At 71.5% G+C, this 15,417-nt stretch carries 15 protein-coding genes; 8 read left to right on the top strand and 7 right to left on the bottom strand.

Annotation, left to right across the window (positions count from 1 at the left end; all coding sequences use genetic code 11):
• Positions 1-82 precede the first annotated feature (82 nt).
• Positions 83-1,378, top strand: a complete 1,296-nt coding sequence (locus JSY13_RS10680; RefSeq protein WP_259606645.1) for an endonuclease/exonuclease/phosphatase family protein — start codon at positions 83-85, stop codon at positions 1,376-1,378.
• A gap of 9 nt (positions 1,379-1,387) precedes the next feature.
• On the opposite strand, the gene JSY13_RS10675 is transcribed toward JSY13_RS10680, so the two are convergent.
• The gene (locus JSY13_RS10675) at positions 1,388-1,987 is read right to left on the bottom strand and encodes an alpha/beta hydrolase (RefSeq protein WP_259608202.1); all 600 of its coding nucleotides are present in this window, start codon (positions 1,985-1,987) and stop codon (positions 1,388-1,390) included.
• A gap of 104 nt (positions 1,988-2,091) precedes the next feature.
• On the opposite strand from JSY13_RS10675, the gene JSY13_RS10670 reads away from it, so the two are divergent.
• Positions 2,092-2,679 (top strand): NUDIX hydrolase family protein, encoded by a 588-nt coding sequence (locus JSY13_RS10670; RefSeq protein ID WP_259606644.1) that lies wholly within the window; start codon positions 2,092-2,094, stop codon positions 2,677-2,679.
• Positions 2,680-2,691: 12 nt separating this feature from the next.
• Here the strand turns inward: JSY13_RS10670 and JSY13_RS10665 are convergent, their stop codons facing one another.
• On the bottom strand, positions 2,692-3,759 hold the full coding sequence (locus tag JSY13_RS10665) for a threonine aldolase family protein (RefSeq protein ID WP_259606643.1): 1,068 nt from the start codon (positions 3,757-3,759) through the stop codon (positions 2,692-2,694).
• 126 nt (positions 3,760-3,885) lie between these two features.
• Here JSY13_RS10665 and JSY13_RS10660 point away from each other — a divergent pair, with 126 nt between their 5' ends.
• Positions 3,886-5,415: an MFS transporter gene (locus JSY13_RS10660; protein ID WP_432806410.1), complete on the top strand. Its 1,530-nt coding sequence runs from the start codon at positions 3,886-3,888 to the stop codon at positions 5,413-5,415.
• 21 nt (positions 5,416-5,436) lie between these two features.
• Here the strand turns inward: JSY13_RS10660 and JSY13_RS10655 are convergent, their stop codons facing one another.
• Positions 5,437-6,072: an SDR family oxidoreductase gene (locus JSY13_RS10655; protein ID WP_259606642.1), complete on the bottom strand. Its 636-nt coding sequence runs from the start codon at positions 6,070-6,072 to the stop codon at positions 5,437-5,439.
• 136 nt (positions 6,073-6,208) lie between these two features.
• On the bottom strand, positions 6,209-7,648 hold the full coding sequence (locus JSY13_RS10650; protein ID WP_259606641.1) for a DUF6421 family protein: 1,440 nt from the start codon (positions 7,646-7,648) through the stop codon (positions 6,209-6,211).
• Between the two features lie 72 nt (positions 7,649-7,720).
• On the opposite strand from JSY13_RS10650, the gene JSY13_RS10645 reads away from it, so the two are divergent.
• The 3 genes from JSY13_RS10645 (at position 7,721) to JSY13_RS10635 (ending at position 10,050) form a co-directional block, all read left to right on the top strand.
• Positions 7,721-8,170 carry an Lrp/AsnC family transcriptional regulator gene (locus JSY13_RS10645; protein ID WP_259606640.1) on the top strand — a complete coding sequence of 150 codons (450 nt, stop codon included), beginning with the start codon at positions 7,721-7,723 and terminating at the stop codon, positions 8,168-8,170.
• 93 nt (positions 8,171-8,263) lie between these two features.
• A complete protein-coding gene (locus JSY13_RS10640) occupies positions 8,264-9,244 on the top strand; it encodes a 1,4-dihydroxy-2-naphthoate polyprenyltransferase (RefSeq protein WP_259606639.1) in 981 nt (326 codons plus the stop codon).
• Entirely contained in the window at positions 9,244-10,050 is an 807-nt protein-coding gene (locus JSY13_RS10635) for a protein phosphatase 2C domain-containing protein (RefSeq protein WP_259606638.1), read from the top strand. The genes JSY13_RS10640 and JSY13_RS10635 overlap by 1 nt, the downstream gene beginning before the upstream one ends.
• A 91-nt stretch (positions 10,051-10,141) precedes the next feature.
• Here JSY13_RS10635 and JSY13_RS10630 read toward each other — a convergent pair whose 3' ends face one another.
• Together JSY13_RS10630 and JSY13_RS10625 are read right to left on the bottom strand one after the other, a co-directional pair.
• Positions 10,142-10,405: a DUF4229 domain-containing protein gene (locus tag JSY13_RS10630; protein WP_259606637.1), complete on the bottom strand. Its 264-nt coding sequence runs from the start codon at positions 10,403-10,405 to the stop codon at positions 10,142-10,144.
• A gap of 436 nt (positions 10,406-10,841) precedes the next feature.
• Positions 10,842-11,582, bottom strand: coding sequence for a DUF3800 domain-containing protein (locus JSY13_RS10625; protein ID WP_259606636.1), 741 nt, complete (start codon positions 11,580-11,582; stop codon positions 10,842-10,844).
• A gap of 146 nt (positions 11,583-11,728) precedes the next feature.
• Here JSY13_RS10625 and JSY13_RS10620 point away from each other — a divergent pair, with 146 nt between their 5' ends.
• Complete coding sequence (locus JSY13_RS10620; protein ID WP_259606635.1) at positions 11,729-12,067, top strand: PLD nuclease N-terminal domain-containing protein; 339 nt, start codon at positions 11,729-11,731, stop codon at positions 12,065-12,067.
• Positions 12,064-13,722 carry a 2-succinyl-5-enolpyruvyl-6-hydroxy-3-cyclohexene-1-carboxylic-acid synthase gene (menD, locus tag JSY13_RS10615; RefSeq protein WP_259606634.1) on the top strand — a complete coding sequence of 553 codons (1,659 nt, stop codon included), beginning with the start codon at positions 12,064-12,066 and terminating at the stop codon, positions 13,720-13,722. Before JSY13_RS10620 ends, menD begins: the two co-directional genes overlap by 4 nt.
• An 18-nt stretch (positions 13,723-13,740) precedes the next feature.
• Here menD and JSY13_RS10610 read toward each other — a convergent pair whose 3' ends face one another.
• Entirely contained in the window at positions 13,741-15,348 is a 1,608-nt protein-coding gene (locus tag JSY13_RS10610) for a DNA recombination protein RmuC (protein ID WP_259606633.1), read from the bottom strand.
• Positions 15,349-15,417 lie beyond the last annotated feature (69 nt).

The following is a 15,417-nucleotide window of genomic DNA, read 5'->3' as shown; positions in this document are numbered from 1 at the left end:
TTCCCGACCGCATCCCGCCGTCGCGCCGGATCGTTCACCCGCAGGTCGCCCCGGTGTCACCGGCCGGGGTTATCGTGACGCCATGACCTCACTGCGCCGCCGCATCCGCACGACCGGCATCGCCGCCGTCCTCGCGCTCGCCGCCACAGCCCTGGCCGCGCCGGCCGCGGCAGCCCCGGCATCCGTGTCGGCGGGTGCGCGGGGAGAGGCGACGTCGAGTGCGAACGCGGCTAGCGTGAAGGACGTGCGATTCGCCACGTTCAACGCCTCGCTGAACCGCGGCGCCGAGGGTGCGCTGGTGCGCGACCTGTCCGCGCCCGGGAACGCGCAGGCGGATGCGGTCGCCGAGATCATCCAGCGGGTGGACCCGGACGTGCTGCTGATCAACGAGTTCGACTACGACGCCGAGGGCGAGGCGCTGCGGCTGTTCCACGACAACTACCTCGCCGTGCCGCACGGCGACGCCGCGCCGGTGGAGTACCCGTACCGCTACGCGGCGCCGGTGAACACCGGCGTGCCCAGCGGCTTCGACCTCAGCAACGACGGCACCGTCGGCGGCGGCGACGACACGTGGGGATTCGGGCTCTTCCCCGGTCAGTACGGCATGGCCGTCTACTCGAAGCTGCCCATCGACGAGGAGGCGATCCGCACCTTCCAGCGCTTCCGCTGGGCCGACATGCCGGATGCCCTGCTGCCGGACGATCCGGCCACACCGGAGCCGGCGGACTGGTACTCGCCGGAGGAGCTGGCCCGCTTCCCGCTGTCGAGCAAGTCGCACTGGGACGTGCCGATCCGGGTGGCGAAGAACAAGACCCTGCACTTCCTCGTCTCGCATCCGACCCCGCCGACGTTCGACGGCGCCGAGGACCGCAACGGCCGGCGCAATCACGACGAGATCCGGTTCTGGGCCGATTACATCACCGGCGGCGACGCGGCGTCCTACATCGTCGACGACGCCGGCCGGTCGGGCGGCCTGAAGGGCGGATCGCTGTTCGTGATCGCCGGCGACCAGAACGCCGACCCGCACGACGGCGACTCCACCGACGGGGCGATCGACCAGCTCCTCGGCCACCCCCGCGTGAACACCGGGTCGGTGCCGACGAGTCCCGGCGGTGCCGAGGCCGCGCAGCGGCAGGGCGGCGTGAACCTCGAGCACACCGGGGATCCGGCCGAGGACACCGCCGACTTCGCCGAGCCGCCGGGGAACCTCCGCGTCGACTACGTCCTGCCCAGCCGCCCGCTGAAGATCCTCGACGCGGGCGTGTTCTGGCCGGCATCCGACGATCCGCTGTCCCGGCTCACCGGCTCGTACCCGTTCCCGTCGAGCGACCACCGGCTGGTGTGGGTGGACGTCGACGTGCCGGGGGTCATGCGCTGACGCCGAGCCTCAGCCGGCGGCGGATGCCACGCCGTCGCGCCACCTCGTGACGAAGGTGCGCACGTCGGCGAGCTCCTGCTCGGAGATGCTGTGGGTCAGGCCCTGGTACACCCGGCCGGAGAGCTCGGAGTGATCCGGCAGCCACTGCGCGGTGTGGTCGATGAGGTGCGGCGGGATCACGTCGTCGTGCGTGCCGCGGCCCCAGAACACCGGGGGCCGTCGCTCGCGCAGCAGCGGGTCGTTCGGCAGCTCGCCCGGCGCGGCGTATCCGCTCAGCGCGATGATCGCGCCGAACCGCTCCGGGGCCAGCCGCAGCGCCTGCAGCGACACCGCGGCGCCCTGCGAGAAGCCGAGGAGGGCGACGGATGCCGCGTCGCCGGCCTCCGCGTCCAGCCATTCCAGCAGCGACTCCGCCGCGACCGTGATCGCGCCGGCATCCCGCGACCTCAGGTCGTCGATCGGGTACCAGGAGCGGCCCGGCATCGGCCACGGGGGAGTGAGCGGGGCGGCGACCGCCGCCACGGCGATGCCGTCGGGCAGGTACGGGACGAGACCGAACAGATCGTGCTCGTCCGCGCCGTAGCCGTGCAGCAGGACCAGCAGCGGCATCCCGCCGCGCTCGCCGGTGGACCACAGGGTCGCGGTGGAGTCGATCGAGAGGCGCACACACCCATCCTGACATCCGCCGCCGACGTCGCTGGTAGAAAGGAGGCATGACGGTGCGCACACCCGACCCGGATCCCGACGGCGACTTCGGGTTCGAAGAGGTGCCGCCGAGCCAGGCCAATCCGGCATGGCTGAGCGACATCGAGCTGGAGGAGGCGCGGCGCCGGCTGCCGATGCTGTACGTCGAGGGCATCCCGGTGCGCACCGACGGCTCCGGTCAGGTGACCGAGATCGGGGTGCTGCTGCGTTCCACCCCGCTCGGCGAGATCACCCGCACCATCGTCTCCGGCCGCGTCCGCTACGGAGAGACCATCCGGGACGCTCTCTTCCGCCACGTGGAGAACGACCTCGGCCCGATGGCCTTCCCGCTGCTGCCGCCGCAGCCGGCGCCGTTCGCGGTGGCCGAGTACTTCCCGATCCCGGGTGTCAGCGCCTTCCACGACGACCGGCAGCACGCGGTGTCGCTGGCGTACGTGGTCCCGGTCACCGGGACCTGCGAGCCCCGACAGGACGCCCTCGAGGTGACCTGGTTCTCGCCCGAGGAGGCGGCATCCGACGGTCTGGCCGCCGAGATGGAGGGCGGCCGCGGCACCCTCATCCGCCAGGCGCTCGCGCACCTGGGGCTGCTGCGCTGACGGCGGGCCCGCTCAGGCGGTCGTGAGGCGCCCCAGCTCGGCGACGAAGGCGTCCACGTCCTCCTCGGTCGTGTCGAAGGAGCACATCCAGCGCACCTCGTTGCGTGCGGCGTCCCAGTCGTAGAAGCGGAACGACTCGCGCAGGCGGTCGGCGACGCCGTCGGGCAGGGTCGCGAAGACGCCGTTCGACTGCGTGGGCTGGGTGAACGCGACGCCGCGGATGCTGCCGTCGGCGAGGCCCTTCTCGATGGACGAGCGCAGCCGCTGCGCCATGCCGTTGGCGTGCCGGGCGTTGCGCAGCCAGAGGTCGCCCTCGAGCAGCGCGATCAGCTGCGCCGAGACGAAGCGCATCTTCGACGCCAGCTGCATCGAGTACTTCCGCGCGTAGAGCAGGCCCTCCGAGGCATCCGGGTTCAGCACCACGATCGCCTCGCCGAGCATCGCGCCGTTCTTCGTGCCGCCGAAGCTGAGCACGTCCACGCCGGCGTCGCGGGTGAACGCGCGCAGCGGCAGGTCCAGCGATGCCGCCGCGTTGGACAGCCGGGAGCCGTCCATGTGCAGGCGCATGCCCCGCTCGTGCGCGTGGTCCGCGAGGGCGCGGATCTCGTCGACGGTGTACAGCGTGCCGAGCTCGGTCGACTGCGTGATCGAGACCACCAGCGGCTGCGCGCGGTGCTCGTCGCCCCAGCCCCACGCCTCGCGGTCGACGAGCTCGGGGGTCAGCTTGCCGTCCTCGGTCGGCACCGTGAGCAGCTTCATGCCGCCCATGCGCTCCGGCGCGCCGCCCTCGTCGACGTTGATGTGCGCGGTGGATGCCGCGATCACGGCGCCCCAGCGGGGGAGCATCGACTGCAGGCCGACGACGTTCGCGCCGGTGCCGTTGAAGACCGGGAACGCCTGCACCCCCTCGCCGAAGTGCTGCTGGAAGACCTCCTGCAGCCGCGCGGTGTAGGCGTCCTCGCCGTACGCGACCTGATGCCCGCCGTTCGCCGCCGCGATGGCGGCGAGGACCTCGGGGTGGATGCCGGAGTAGTTGTCGGATGCGAAGCCGCGGACGGCCGTGTCATGCAGAACGCTCACCGCACAAGCCTATTGCCTCCGAGGAGGGCGGAATCGCCGCCGCCGCACCGGAAATCCACCGGCTCCGCACCGGAAATCCACCGCCTCCCCTGTCGGATGTCGGAGGCGGTGATTACGCTCGGACCCGTGACCGAGACGGGTTCAGACTCCGCCGGCGGCACCGCGCCCGCGGCCCCCGGAGATGCGCGCGCGACCAGGGCGTTCGCGAACGTGCTGGTGAACACGCTCATCGCCAACGTGACGACGAGCTTCCTCTGGTTCGCGCTGACGTTCTGGGTGTACATCGAGACGCAGTCGGTGCTCGCCACCGGCATCATCGGCGGCGCCTACATGCTGTTCGTCGCGTTCTTCGCGATGGTGTTCGGCACCATCGTCGACCGCAACCGCAAGCACACCGTCATGCTGATCTCCAGCCTGGTCTCGGCGGGGGCCTTCGCGATCGCGGGCGGGCTCTACCTGTGGCATCCGGAGGCCGCGCTGCTCGATCTCAGCGGCCCCTGGTTCTGGCTGTTCTCCGGGGTCATCCTCTTCGGCGGGGTGATCGAGCAGCTACGGAACATCGCCCTGTCCACGACGGTGACGCTGCTCATCCCTGAGGAGCGCCGCGCGAACGCCAACGGCCTCGTCGGCACCGTGCAGGGCATCGCGTTCCTGGTGACCAGCGTCTTCTCCGGCCTGTCGATCGGCTTCCTCGGCATGGGCTGGACGCTGGTGATCGCGGTCGCCGCGATGGGCCTCACCTTCGCGCACCTGCTGTTCATCCGCATCCCGGAGGACGCGCCGCAGCCCGACCCGAACGCTCCCAGCGCGCTCGACTTCCACGGCAGCGTGCGCGCCATCCGGATGGCCCCCGGGCTGTTCGCGCTGATCATCTTCTCCACGTTCAACAACCTCATCGGCGGCGTCTACATGGCGCTGATGGACCCGTACGGCCTCACCCTGTTCTCGGCGCAGATGTGGGGCTTCGCGCTGGCGTTCTCCTCCACCGGGTTCCTGATCGGCGGGGCGCTGGTGGCCAAGTTCGGTCTCGGCTCGCGCCCGGTGCGCACGCTCCTGCTCGTCGTGATCGCGATGGGGGTCGTCGGCACGATCTTCATGATCCGCGAGTCCTGGCCGCTGTTCGTGATCGGGATGTGGGCCTACATGACGCTCATCCCGCCGGCCGAAGCCGCCGAGCAGACGATCATCCAGCGGGTGGTGCCGTACGAGCGCCAGGGCCGGGTGTTCGGCGTCGCGGCCGCGATGGAGGCCGCGGCAGCCCCGATCACCGCGTTCCTGATCGCCCCGATCGCCGAGTTCCTGATCATCCCGTACATGCGAGGCGAGGAGGGCCAGCGGCAGTGGGGCTGGCTGCTCGGCGGCGGCGACACCCGCGGCATCGCGCTGATCTGCTTCTTCGCCGGGATCGTGATCGTCGTCGCCGCGGTGCTGGCCTTCTTCACCCGCTCGTACCGCAAGCTCAGCGACCTGTACGCCCGTGCGCCCGAACCCGCGCCGGAGGGCGAGGAGGGGACGGATGCCGGGGCGCCCGCCGCCACCGAGCAGCACGCGGCCGATGGCATCCCCGACCCGGTGACCGCGCGCGGCGGGTTCGTGGAGCCGCACCACGCGGACTCCCCCGAGGACGATGACGGCAGCGACCCGGGGCGCTCGTGACGCCGCACGCGACCGGTGTGATCAGAGGGTGATCGCCCGGTCGTTCAGCTCGGCGGCATCCGTGTCCCACAGGCCGGCGACGGCGCCGGCCAGCACCTCCGGATCGAGGGCCTTGACGCGGAACGCCACGGCGGCGGCGCGCAGCGGCTCCGCGGCATCCCGCGCCGCCTTGGCGAAGCCCTGCGCGATGGCGCGGGTCCACGCCTCGCTCGCCGCCTTCAGCGCGGTGTAGTTCGCGCCGCCGGCGAGGGGGCGCTCGACCGTCGTCGAGGAGACGATCGCGAAGCGTCCGGCCTCCGACGCGCGCAGCGCCGCATCGAAGGCGCGGCTGGTCGCGCGCACCGCCTGGAACGCCGGCAGCAGCGCGTCGAAGTCCTCGTCGCTCTGCCCGGCCAGGCCGCCGCCCCCGCGCCAGCCGCCGACGAGCGGGACGACGCCGTCCACCGCGCCGAGGCGCTCGGCCAGCGCCGACATCTCGGCGCGGGACGTCGCGTCGGCCACCTCGACCTGCGCGCCGGCATCCGCCAGGGGCGCCAGCCGCTCGGTCGAGCGACCCGTCGCGACGACCCGCGCGCCTGCGGCGACGAGGGATCGTGTGACGGCCAGGCCCGCGGCGCTCGTCGCGCCGGCCAGCACCACCGTGCGTGCAGCGTTCATGGCAGCATCCTCTCCTGTCCGGCCGGAGACGGCCGGCTCTGCTCGGTCCCGAACGGCGAATCGCGTCCCGATCCGCTGGACCCCTCGCGAGGAGTGGCCGACGGATCGGGACGCGCTCGGCGGGACGCTCCGGTCGTCAGTCGTCGGTTCCGCGGATGCCGACGGTCGACTCGATGACCGGCTTCATCTTCTTGTCGAGGGCCTCGAAGAACATCGACAGCGGGAACTCGTCGTCCAGCACGGCGTCGGTGTAGCCCTTCGGCGGGCCGGCGAGGATCTCGTCGCTCAGACCGCGAGCCCAGACGGATGCCGGGTGCGGGGTGAGCACGCTGCGGATCAGCTCGTACGCCGCCAGCCAGTGCGCGGTCTTGGGACGGTCGATCGAGCGCCAGTAGAGCTCGTCGATGGCGTCGCCGAGCGCGACGACCGCGTCCGGCACGCCCTCCCAGTCGAAGGCGAGCTGGGTGTCGGTCCAGTGCAGCACGCCGCGCTGGTGCAGCCACGCGAACAGCAGCTGGCCGCCGAGCCCGTCGTAGTTGCGCACCCGCGAGCCGGTGATCGCGAACCGGAAGATCCGGTCGAAGATCACCGCGTACTGCACGAGTCCGGCGTGCTGGAGCATCTCCTGCTCGGCGGCCGGCAGCTCCTCACCCTCGGCCACCCGCGCCTTCAGGGCCCGCTGGATCTTCACCGACTCGCGGAACGCGGTCAGGTCGCAGCGCAGCTCCTCCAGCGAGTACAGGAAGAACGGCATCCGCTGCTTGATCATGAACGGGTCGAAGGGCAGGTCGCCGCGCATGTGGGTACGGTCGTGGATGATGTCCCACATCACGAAGGTCTTCTCCGTGAGCGACTGGTCGTCGAGCATCCGCGCCGCGTCCTCGGGGAGGTCGAGCTTGGTGATCTCGGATGCCGCGCGGACGACGCGGCGGTAGCGGGCCGCCTCGCGGTCCTGGAAGATCGCGCCCCAGGTGAAGGCCGGGATCTCGCGCATCGCGACGGTCTCGGGGAACAGCACGGCCGAGTTGGTGTCGTAGCCGGGCGTGAAGTCCACCAGGCGCAGGGAGACGAACAGCTTGTTGCCGTAGTCGCCCGCCTCGAGCTCGCCGATGAACTCCGGCCAGATGGTCTCGACGATCAGCGCCTCGACGAGGCGGTCGCTGGAGCCGTTCTGGGTGTACATCGGGAACACGACGAGGTGGCGGATGCCGTCGACGCGGTGCTGCTGCGGCTGGAAAGCCACGAGCGAGTCGTAGAAGTCCGGCACGCCGAAGCCCTCGTCGGCCCAGCGCTGGAAGTCCTTGACGACCGCCTCGAGGTACTCCGCGTCGTGCGGGAACGCCGGGGTGAGGGCGCGGATGCCGGCGATGATCGCGGCGACGTGCTGACGCGCGGCGTCGTGGTCGGCGGTCTCCGGGATCGAACCGTCCTTGATCTGCAGCGGGCGGATGGCGATCGCCGCCTCCTTGAGCAGCTTCCAGGCCTCGCTGGTCTCGGCGGTGCGGGCATCCTCGACGACCTCGGGTTCGCCGATGATGGCCTGAACAGCGGTGCTGTGGGCGGAAAGAGTGGACATCGGAACCTCCAATCGTGAGGTAGAGCGGAATATTTCCGGCGAATACCGGTTCTGACAGGTATTATTCCACGTATGGACGATTCTGTCGACCGGGCCATCCTCGCCGCGATCTCCCGCGACGGCCGTGCCACCCTCGGGCAGCTGTCCGAAGCGGTCGGGCTGTCGACCTCCGCGGTGCAGTCGCGGCTGCGGAGACTGGAGACCCGCGGCGTCATCACCGGGTATCGGGCCGTGCTGGACCCCGAGCAGGTGGGCGCGCCGCTGTCGGCGTTCATCGAGATCACCCCGCTCGATCCGGCCCAGCCGGACAACGCCCCAGAACTCCTGGAGCACCTGACCGCCATCGAGGCGTGCCACTCCATCGCCGGCGACGCGAGCTACATGCTGTTCGTCCGCGTCTCCTCGCCCCGCGCGCTGGAGCAGCTGGTCCGCGACATCCGCCTGGCCGCGAACGTGAGCACCCGCACGACGGTCGTGCTGCAGACGTTCTACGAGCACCGGCCGATCGTCACGGCCGAGTGAACCCGGGCGGCCGACTCGCGGGGTGACGCGCGGGCCGGATCCGCGCCTCGGCACCCGGCGGCCGCGCATGGGCGGCCTCGCTAGGATGCCTGCGTGGCAGGAACCTCGAAGCAGAAGAAGTCGAAGCGACAGGCTCCGCGGAGCGCCGCCCGCCGGCGGCCGGTGGGCAACCCCGCGAAGCGCCCGGCCGCGACCGTGGACCCGGTCACCGCGAGGGACTGGATCGGCGCGGCGCGGCTGCGCACCCTTCCGCTCGCCGTCGCACCCGTCGTCCTCGGCAGCGGAGCCGCGCAGGTCGCCGACCGGGAACTGCACTGGGTGATCGCGCTGGCGTGCCTGGCGGTGTCGGTGCTGCTGCAGATCGGCGTCAACTTCGCGAACGACTACAGCGACGGCATCCGCGGCACCGATGCGCACCGTGTCGGGCCGGCGCGGCTGACCGCATCCGGCCGGGTGCCGGCGAAGCGGGTCCTCGTCGTCGCCCTCGTGTTCTTCGCGCTCGCCGCCGTGGCGGGTCTTGCGATCGTGATCCGCACACAGCAGTGGTGGATGCTGGCCGTGGGGGCCGCCTGCATCGTGGCGGCGTGGTTCTACACCGGGGGGAAGCGGCCGTACGGCTACAACGCGCTGGGCGAGGTGTTCGTCTTCGTGTTCTTCGGGCTCGTCGCCACGCTCGGCACCACCTGGGTGCAGGCGTTCCAGCTGCCGCTGGAGGCGTGGCTCGGCGCGGTGTCGGCCGGTCTGTTCGCGTGCGCGGTCCTGCTGGCGAACAACCTGCGCGACATCGACCAGGACCGCGCGGCGGGCAAGCGCACGCTCACGGTGCTGATCGGCCGGCGGGCCACGCAGGTGCTGTTCACGCTCTTCGTGCTCATCCCGTTCGGGCTGGCCGCGTGGATCGCCGTGCTGTACCCGATCGCGTGGCTGGCGCCGCTGGCGCTCCTGGCGGGGCTGCCGGCGATCCTCATCGTGTGGACGTATCGGCAGCCGCGTGAGCTGGTGATCGCGCTGGGCCTCACCTCGCTGACCGCGCTCGGCTACGCCGGTTTCGTGTACTGGGCGCTGGTCGGCTGATGTTCTCGTCCTACTCCCTGCCCGCCGTCGCCGGGCGGGAGAGTGAGGACGCGCTCGCCGTGGGCGACGGCATCGCGGTCGTGGTGGACGGGGCCGGCCTGCCGACGTCGATGCGGAGCGGATGCCGGCACGCGGTCGCCTGGTACGCGCGGTGTCTGGCCGAGGCGTTCCGGGAGGGGTTGGAGAACCGCGCCGTCGCGATGCCGGCGGCGCTCGCTGCGGCGATCGAGCGGGTCAGGGCGTCGCACGCGCACACGTGCGATCTCGGGGCCGGATCGCCGAGTGCGACCGTGGCCGCCTGGCGGATCGACGACGAGGAGGTGGAGCACCTGGTGCTCTGCGACGCGTCGATCGTGCTCGTCGGCCGCGACGGCGCGGTGCGCGAGGTCACGGACGACCGGATCGACGCGGCGGTCGAGCGGCGGGCATCCGAACTGCTCCGAGAGGGAGCGGCAGGCGGGGAGCCGGCCGAGGAGGAGGTCGCCGCGGCGCGGCTCGCCGCACTCGACGAGACGCGCAACCGCGACGGCGGGTTCTGGTGCTGCCACACCGATCCGCGTGCGGCCGGGCACGCGCTCACCGGGCGGAGCCGGGTGGACGAGCTGGCGGCGATCGTCGCGGCCTCCGACGGAGGCACGCGTGGGTTCCAGCTGCTGGACGCGCATCCCATCGAACGGTTCGGCGCCCTCGCCGTCGCCGGGCGGCTGGCCGACATCGCCGCGGAGATCCGCGCCGCTGAGGACACGGCGTCGCTGCGCTTCGCGAAGACGCACGACGACATCCTGCTCGCGGTCGAGACGTTCTGACGGCCGGGGCAGGCGTTCGTCGCGGTGCGCCCAGTTCGGGGCCGGCGTCGCGGTGTCGCGCGGCCGCGAGCCTCGAGGCGGATGCCGCCGCTCAGGCGCTCGTGGTGCCGCCGTCCTCGACGTCCTCGTCCGTGAGCCGCTCACGGCGGGCGGCGCGCCGGGCGTGCAGGTCGCGGGAGGCGTTGGAGAGCGGGGCGCGCAGGAACAGCAGCGAGATGCTCATCCCGATCAGCGCGGCGAACAGCGCCGCGAGCCACCAGTACTCGCGGAAGATCGGGAAGAAGAACCACAGGATGGCGAGCGGGACGAGGAAGGCCAGCAGTCGCAGCACCGTGTAGAGGAGGAGGTTCTTCACCCTGCAAGTCTAGGTTCGGCCGGTTAGGGCTCCGCTGGGTGCCGGCACTCGAGGCGGCATGCCCGGCGCTGTCATCCGGCGTCGCGGTTCGTCATCTCCGGCAACCTGCGGGCGCCGATGGGGGAGGTCCGAGGTAGCGTCGGTGCATCGCGGCGATCCGGGTGGTCCCGGGCCACAGCTCATACCTGATGGTGCAGCGGGTTCGACTCCCGCCGTCGCGTCGAAGACTCCCGCCCTCACGTCGCGTGGAAGGGCGGCGGCCGGGCGGCGCCGCGGCACATCAATCCGGGCCGTGTCTGACGTACGGCGTAAGGTGGGCAGGCACCCTGACACGAGGGCATGTGGTGGAACAGCCGGCCGTCGCGTAGTGTTACAGCAAGTGGATTGGGCATTCCCGATCGGCGCCTGGCCTCCGGTAACCCGGGGGCCTTTCGCTTTATGAGTGGATCTTCAGTCCGTACCCGTTGATGCTTCCGGACGCTGATCGACGCAGCTTCGGTTCGATGATGTCCCACGCACGGTTGGGCTGATCCGGTCGAAGGACATGGAGCCCGACCGGGCGCGCGACCATATCCGCCACTTGCAAGCCGGAGCTGTTCGATTGCTTGCTCACGCAGAGGAAGTCGAGGCTCTGCGCCATGCCCTGCATCTGCGTTCGAGCCATCAACCTTCGGAATTCGAGCTCAAGCTCGTCATCCTCTTTCCGTCCACGGCTCTCGAAGATCACCCGCGTCACCCTTCCGCGTTGTCCGCGGCTCTGCAGTTCCATGAAGACGCGCTCAAGCCCGAACTCGAGAGCGACGTGATACGGGTTGTTCGCGACACCTCGCCTGGCTTTGTAGGGCTCCTTCAGAATCACACTCGCCGTCACGATGAACGGCGACTGGGTGAGCAGGGCGTTGAGGTCGGACATGAAGGCGGCGCGAACCCCTGGGTCCCTGAGGATATGGAAAGGAGGTCTGGCCTTGCGGATATCCATCTCATGAAGGATCACCATGTCGTGGCCGAAGTACCTGAACTTCAGACGTTGTACTTCCGGCACGATCTGGCCGACGTATGTCGGCACATGGAAGATGCAGAACGCGAGTACGAACACCGGGTAGTCCGGGTTGATCTGCTCCAGGCCATGGTCGCCACTCTCGTCGACGTAGACGACGTAGTCGCTGAACTCCGGCATGCGTTCAGCGTAAAGGTGCGATCCGATACCGCCCCGCGGCATCCCGTTCTGATCACGCATTCGGACGCGAGACCAGAGGAGCCCACAAGGACACCCGGGCGCGGTCCCGCGGATCCCGCGCCCGCACGCGGATCTAGACTGGAAGCATGGCCCGAGTGCTGATCGTCGGCGGGTTCCTGGCCGCCGCGTTCTGGATCTTCAGCATCGTCGACTGCGCTGTGCAGCCGGCGGCGCGGCACCGCGGCGTCTCGAAGGGCGTCTGGGTGGCCATCGTGGTGCTGATCCCGGTGCTTGGCGGCATCCTGTGGTTCGCGCTCGGTCGCCGGCGCGCGGACGGCGGAGGCTCTCCGCTGATCGCGCCGGATGACGACCCGGAGTTCCTCCGCGGCCTCAACCGCACGGAGCAGGACGAGCGCATCCGGCGCCTGGAGGAGGAGCTCGCCCGCCTCGAGGACGAGTCCGACGGCCCGGACCCTCGCTCGTGACGGATTCCCCCGCGAGCGCGGAGGCCGTCGCCCTCCTCGCCGAGCTCGTGGCGCACGGCGTGCGGGACGTGGTGATCGCGCCCGGATCCCGGTCGCAGGCGCTCGCCCTCGCCGCGACGGCGCTGAGCCGTGCCGGTGCGCTGCGCGTGCACGTGCGCGTCGACGAACGGGTCGCCGGGTTCACCGCCCTGGGCATCGCCCGGGAGACGCGGGTTCCGGTGGCCGTCATGTGCACTTCGGGGACCGCCGCCGGCAACCTCCTCCCCGCCGCCATGGAGGCGTTCCACGCCGGCGTCCCGCTGCTGCTGCTCACCGCGGACCGCCCCCCGGAGCTGCGCGGCGTCGGCGCCAACCAGGCGACCGTGCAGCCGGGCCTGTTCGCCTCGTTCGTCCGCTGGGGGCATGACGCGCCGGTACCGGGGGACGGCTCGTGGCGCGGGCTCGGGGCGCGTGCGGTGGCCGCCGCGGTCGGGAACGAGGGGCAGGGCATCGCGGGCGTGGCGGGGCCCGTGCACCTGAACCTCCCGTGCCGGGAGCCGCTGTCCGGCCCGGTGGAGGTCTCGGTCGCGTCCGGTGAGGCGCCGCGGCGCCCGGAGCCGGCGCCCACGACGCTGGAGCGCGGCCCGCGGACCGTGGTGATCGCGGGGGCGGATGCCGGGCCGGATGCCGAGGCGATCGCCTTCGCCGGCGGCTGGCCGCTGATCGCCGAGATCGTCAGCGGCGCGCGGTTCGGCCGGCTGCTCGTGCACGGCTATCGGATGCTGCTGCGCGACGAGCAGCTCGGCGGACGGATCGAGCGCGCGGTGGTGCTCGGGCATCCGACGCTCAGCCGGGAGGTCGCCGCCCTGCTCGCACGGCGCGACGTGGACGTCGTCGCCGTCCGCTCGGGCGGGGAGGCACTGAACCTGAACGGCCGCACGACGGCTGTCCAGGCGGTCACGGTCGCGCCGGGGGAGACCGACCGGGAGTGGCTCGGAGCGTGGATGGCCGCATCCGCCGCGGCATCCGTCGACCTCAGCCCGCCCGCACCGGATCAGGAGGGGCTGTCCTCCGAGGACCGCGCGGCCCGCCTGGACGCGGTGCGCGCCGAACTCGACGTGGTGCGCCGTCCTCTCGACCGGGAGCTCGTGGCGGATGCGGTGTGGCGTGCGACCTGGCCGCATGACCGGCTGGTGTTCGGCTCCTCCCGCCTGGTGCGGGTGGCGGACCAGGTGCTCGGCGGGAAGAAGGTGCCGGTGCACGCCAACCGCGGGCTCGCCGGCATCGACGGGACGATCGCGACGGCGACCGGCATCGCCGTCGCCAGCCAGGCCGGCGGAGCGCCGGGCGTCACCCGCGTGCTGCTCGGCGACCTCGCGTTCCTGCACGACGTGGGCGCCCTGATGCTGCCCGCCGACGAACCGCGTCCCCGGCTGCAGCTGATCGTCGGCAACGACGGCGGCGGCACGATCTTCGACGGGCTCGAGGTCGCCGGATCCGCCGCCGCGGAGGACCTGGACCGGGTCTTCTACACGCCGCAGACCGTCCGCCTGGAGGAGCTGGCCGCCGCGTACGGCTGGGAGTACGTCCGGGTGACCACGCGATCCGCCCTGGACCAGGCCCTGACGACCCCGACCGGTGGCACGCAGATCATCGAAGTGCCGCTGCCCCGGTAGCCGGGCGTCGGTCCGTCGTCACCGCAGCCGCTCGGTGATCTCCTTGATGTCCGCGCTCGCGTACCGGACCGGCGCCTCGAGGGACTCGGTCTCCGTCGCGAGGCCCTCCGTCTCCGCCGTGAGCTTCTCCCGGCCTTCGGTGAGGTAGAGGTCGGCCTTCTGCGGCGCGATCGCGAGCGTCTCGATCGGGTCGGTCTCGGTGAGCACATCCTCCAGACCCTGCAGGGCGCTGAACCGGCGCGCCTGGGTGACGACGTTGCGGTCGAGGGAGCCGGCGAACCTGTTGTACGCCTCCACGGTGGAGTTCAGCCGCTTACCGAGCGTCGCCAGGTGCTGACCGAGCGTCCCCAGCCGCTTGTGCAGTTCCTTGCCGACCGTGAAGATCTGGTGCGCCTCCTGCGCCAGCTGCTCCTGCCGCCAGGCGTGGCCGACGGTGCGCAGCAGCGCCACCAGCGTCGACGGGGTCGCGATCACGACATTGCGCTCGAACGCGTACTCGTAGAGGGTGGCGTCCTGGTCGAGCGCCGCGGTGAGGAACGGCTCGGCCGGCACGAACATCACGACGAACTCGGGCGAGCCGGCCACGGCGTCCCAGTACTCCTTGGTGCCGAGGTCATCGATGTGCTTCTTCAGGTGACGGGCGTGCGCCTGCAGCCGCTGCATCCGCACGGTCTCGTCGGTCGCCTCCATCGCCTCCAGGTATCCGTTGAAGGCGACCTTCGAATCCACCACGACGCGCTTGTCGCCGGCGAGGTGGATCACGAGGTCGGGGCGCAGCGCACCCTCGTCGGTGCGGTGGTGCTCCTGCTCGGCGAAATCGACGTGGTTCAGCATCCCGGCCGCCTCGACCACGCGGCGCAGCTGCAGCTCGCCCCATCGGCCGCGCACCTGCGGGGCCCGGAGGGCGTTCACGAGGTTGCGGGTCTCCGAACCGAGCGCCTCGGAAGACTGCCGCATGAACTGCAGCTGCTCGGTGAGGGCGGCGTTCGCCTCCGCGCGGGCCTTCTCGGCCGAGGTCATCTCGCTCTTGACGGTGTCGAGCGTCTTCTGGATCGGCTCGATGAGCTTCTCCACCGCCTCCTGCCGACGCCGCAGCTCTGCGGCGCCCTCGCTCTGGCTGCGCTTGAGCCGCTCCTCCGCCTGCGCCAGGAACGTCTTCGCATTGGCATCCAGCGCCCGCTTGCTGAGCGCCTCGAACTCGTCCGCGAGCCGCTTGGTGTCCGCGCGCAGCTCCTCGATCCGCTGCTCGGCGCGCCGGCGCTCCTCAAGCACGTCCTTCTCCGCCTCGGCGCGGACCTCGGCGAGGCGGCGCTCGTGGGCGGCGCGCTCGTCCTGCATCCGCTGCGCCGCATCCCGCCGGACCTCGGCCAGCGCCGCCTCGGCGAGCTCCCGCGCCTCCGCCACGCGCTGCGCGCCCAGGCGGCGCTCCTCCTCCACGCGCCCCGAGGTCTCGGCGCGCGCCGCCTCCACGTCCCGGCGGAGGCCGTCGATCTGCAGGCGCGCCGCGACCAGCTCGGCCTGCTCGGCCGTGCCGGAGGCCTGCCCGCGCTGACGGCCGAGCACGAAGCCCAGCGCGCCGGCGAGCGCGGCGGCGACGATGGCGATGACGACGAGAACGATGTCCATGTCCCCAGTGTGACGGGGGTCTCGGACATCGCCGCATCCGCCCGCCGCATCCGTCCCAGCATCCGTCCC

Origin of the sequence: Microbacterium neungamense (assembly GCF_024971095.1) — a bacterium.
In the GTDB taxonomy this organism is placed as follows: Bacteria; Actinomycetota; Actinomycetes; order Actinomycetales; family Microbacteriaceae; genus Microbacterium; species Microbacterium neungamense.
Note: the sequence above shows the minus strand (reverse complement) of the source record. Positions and strands in the feature narration are given on the sequence as shown.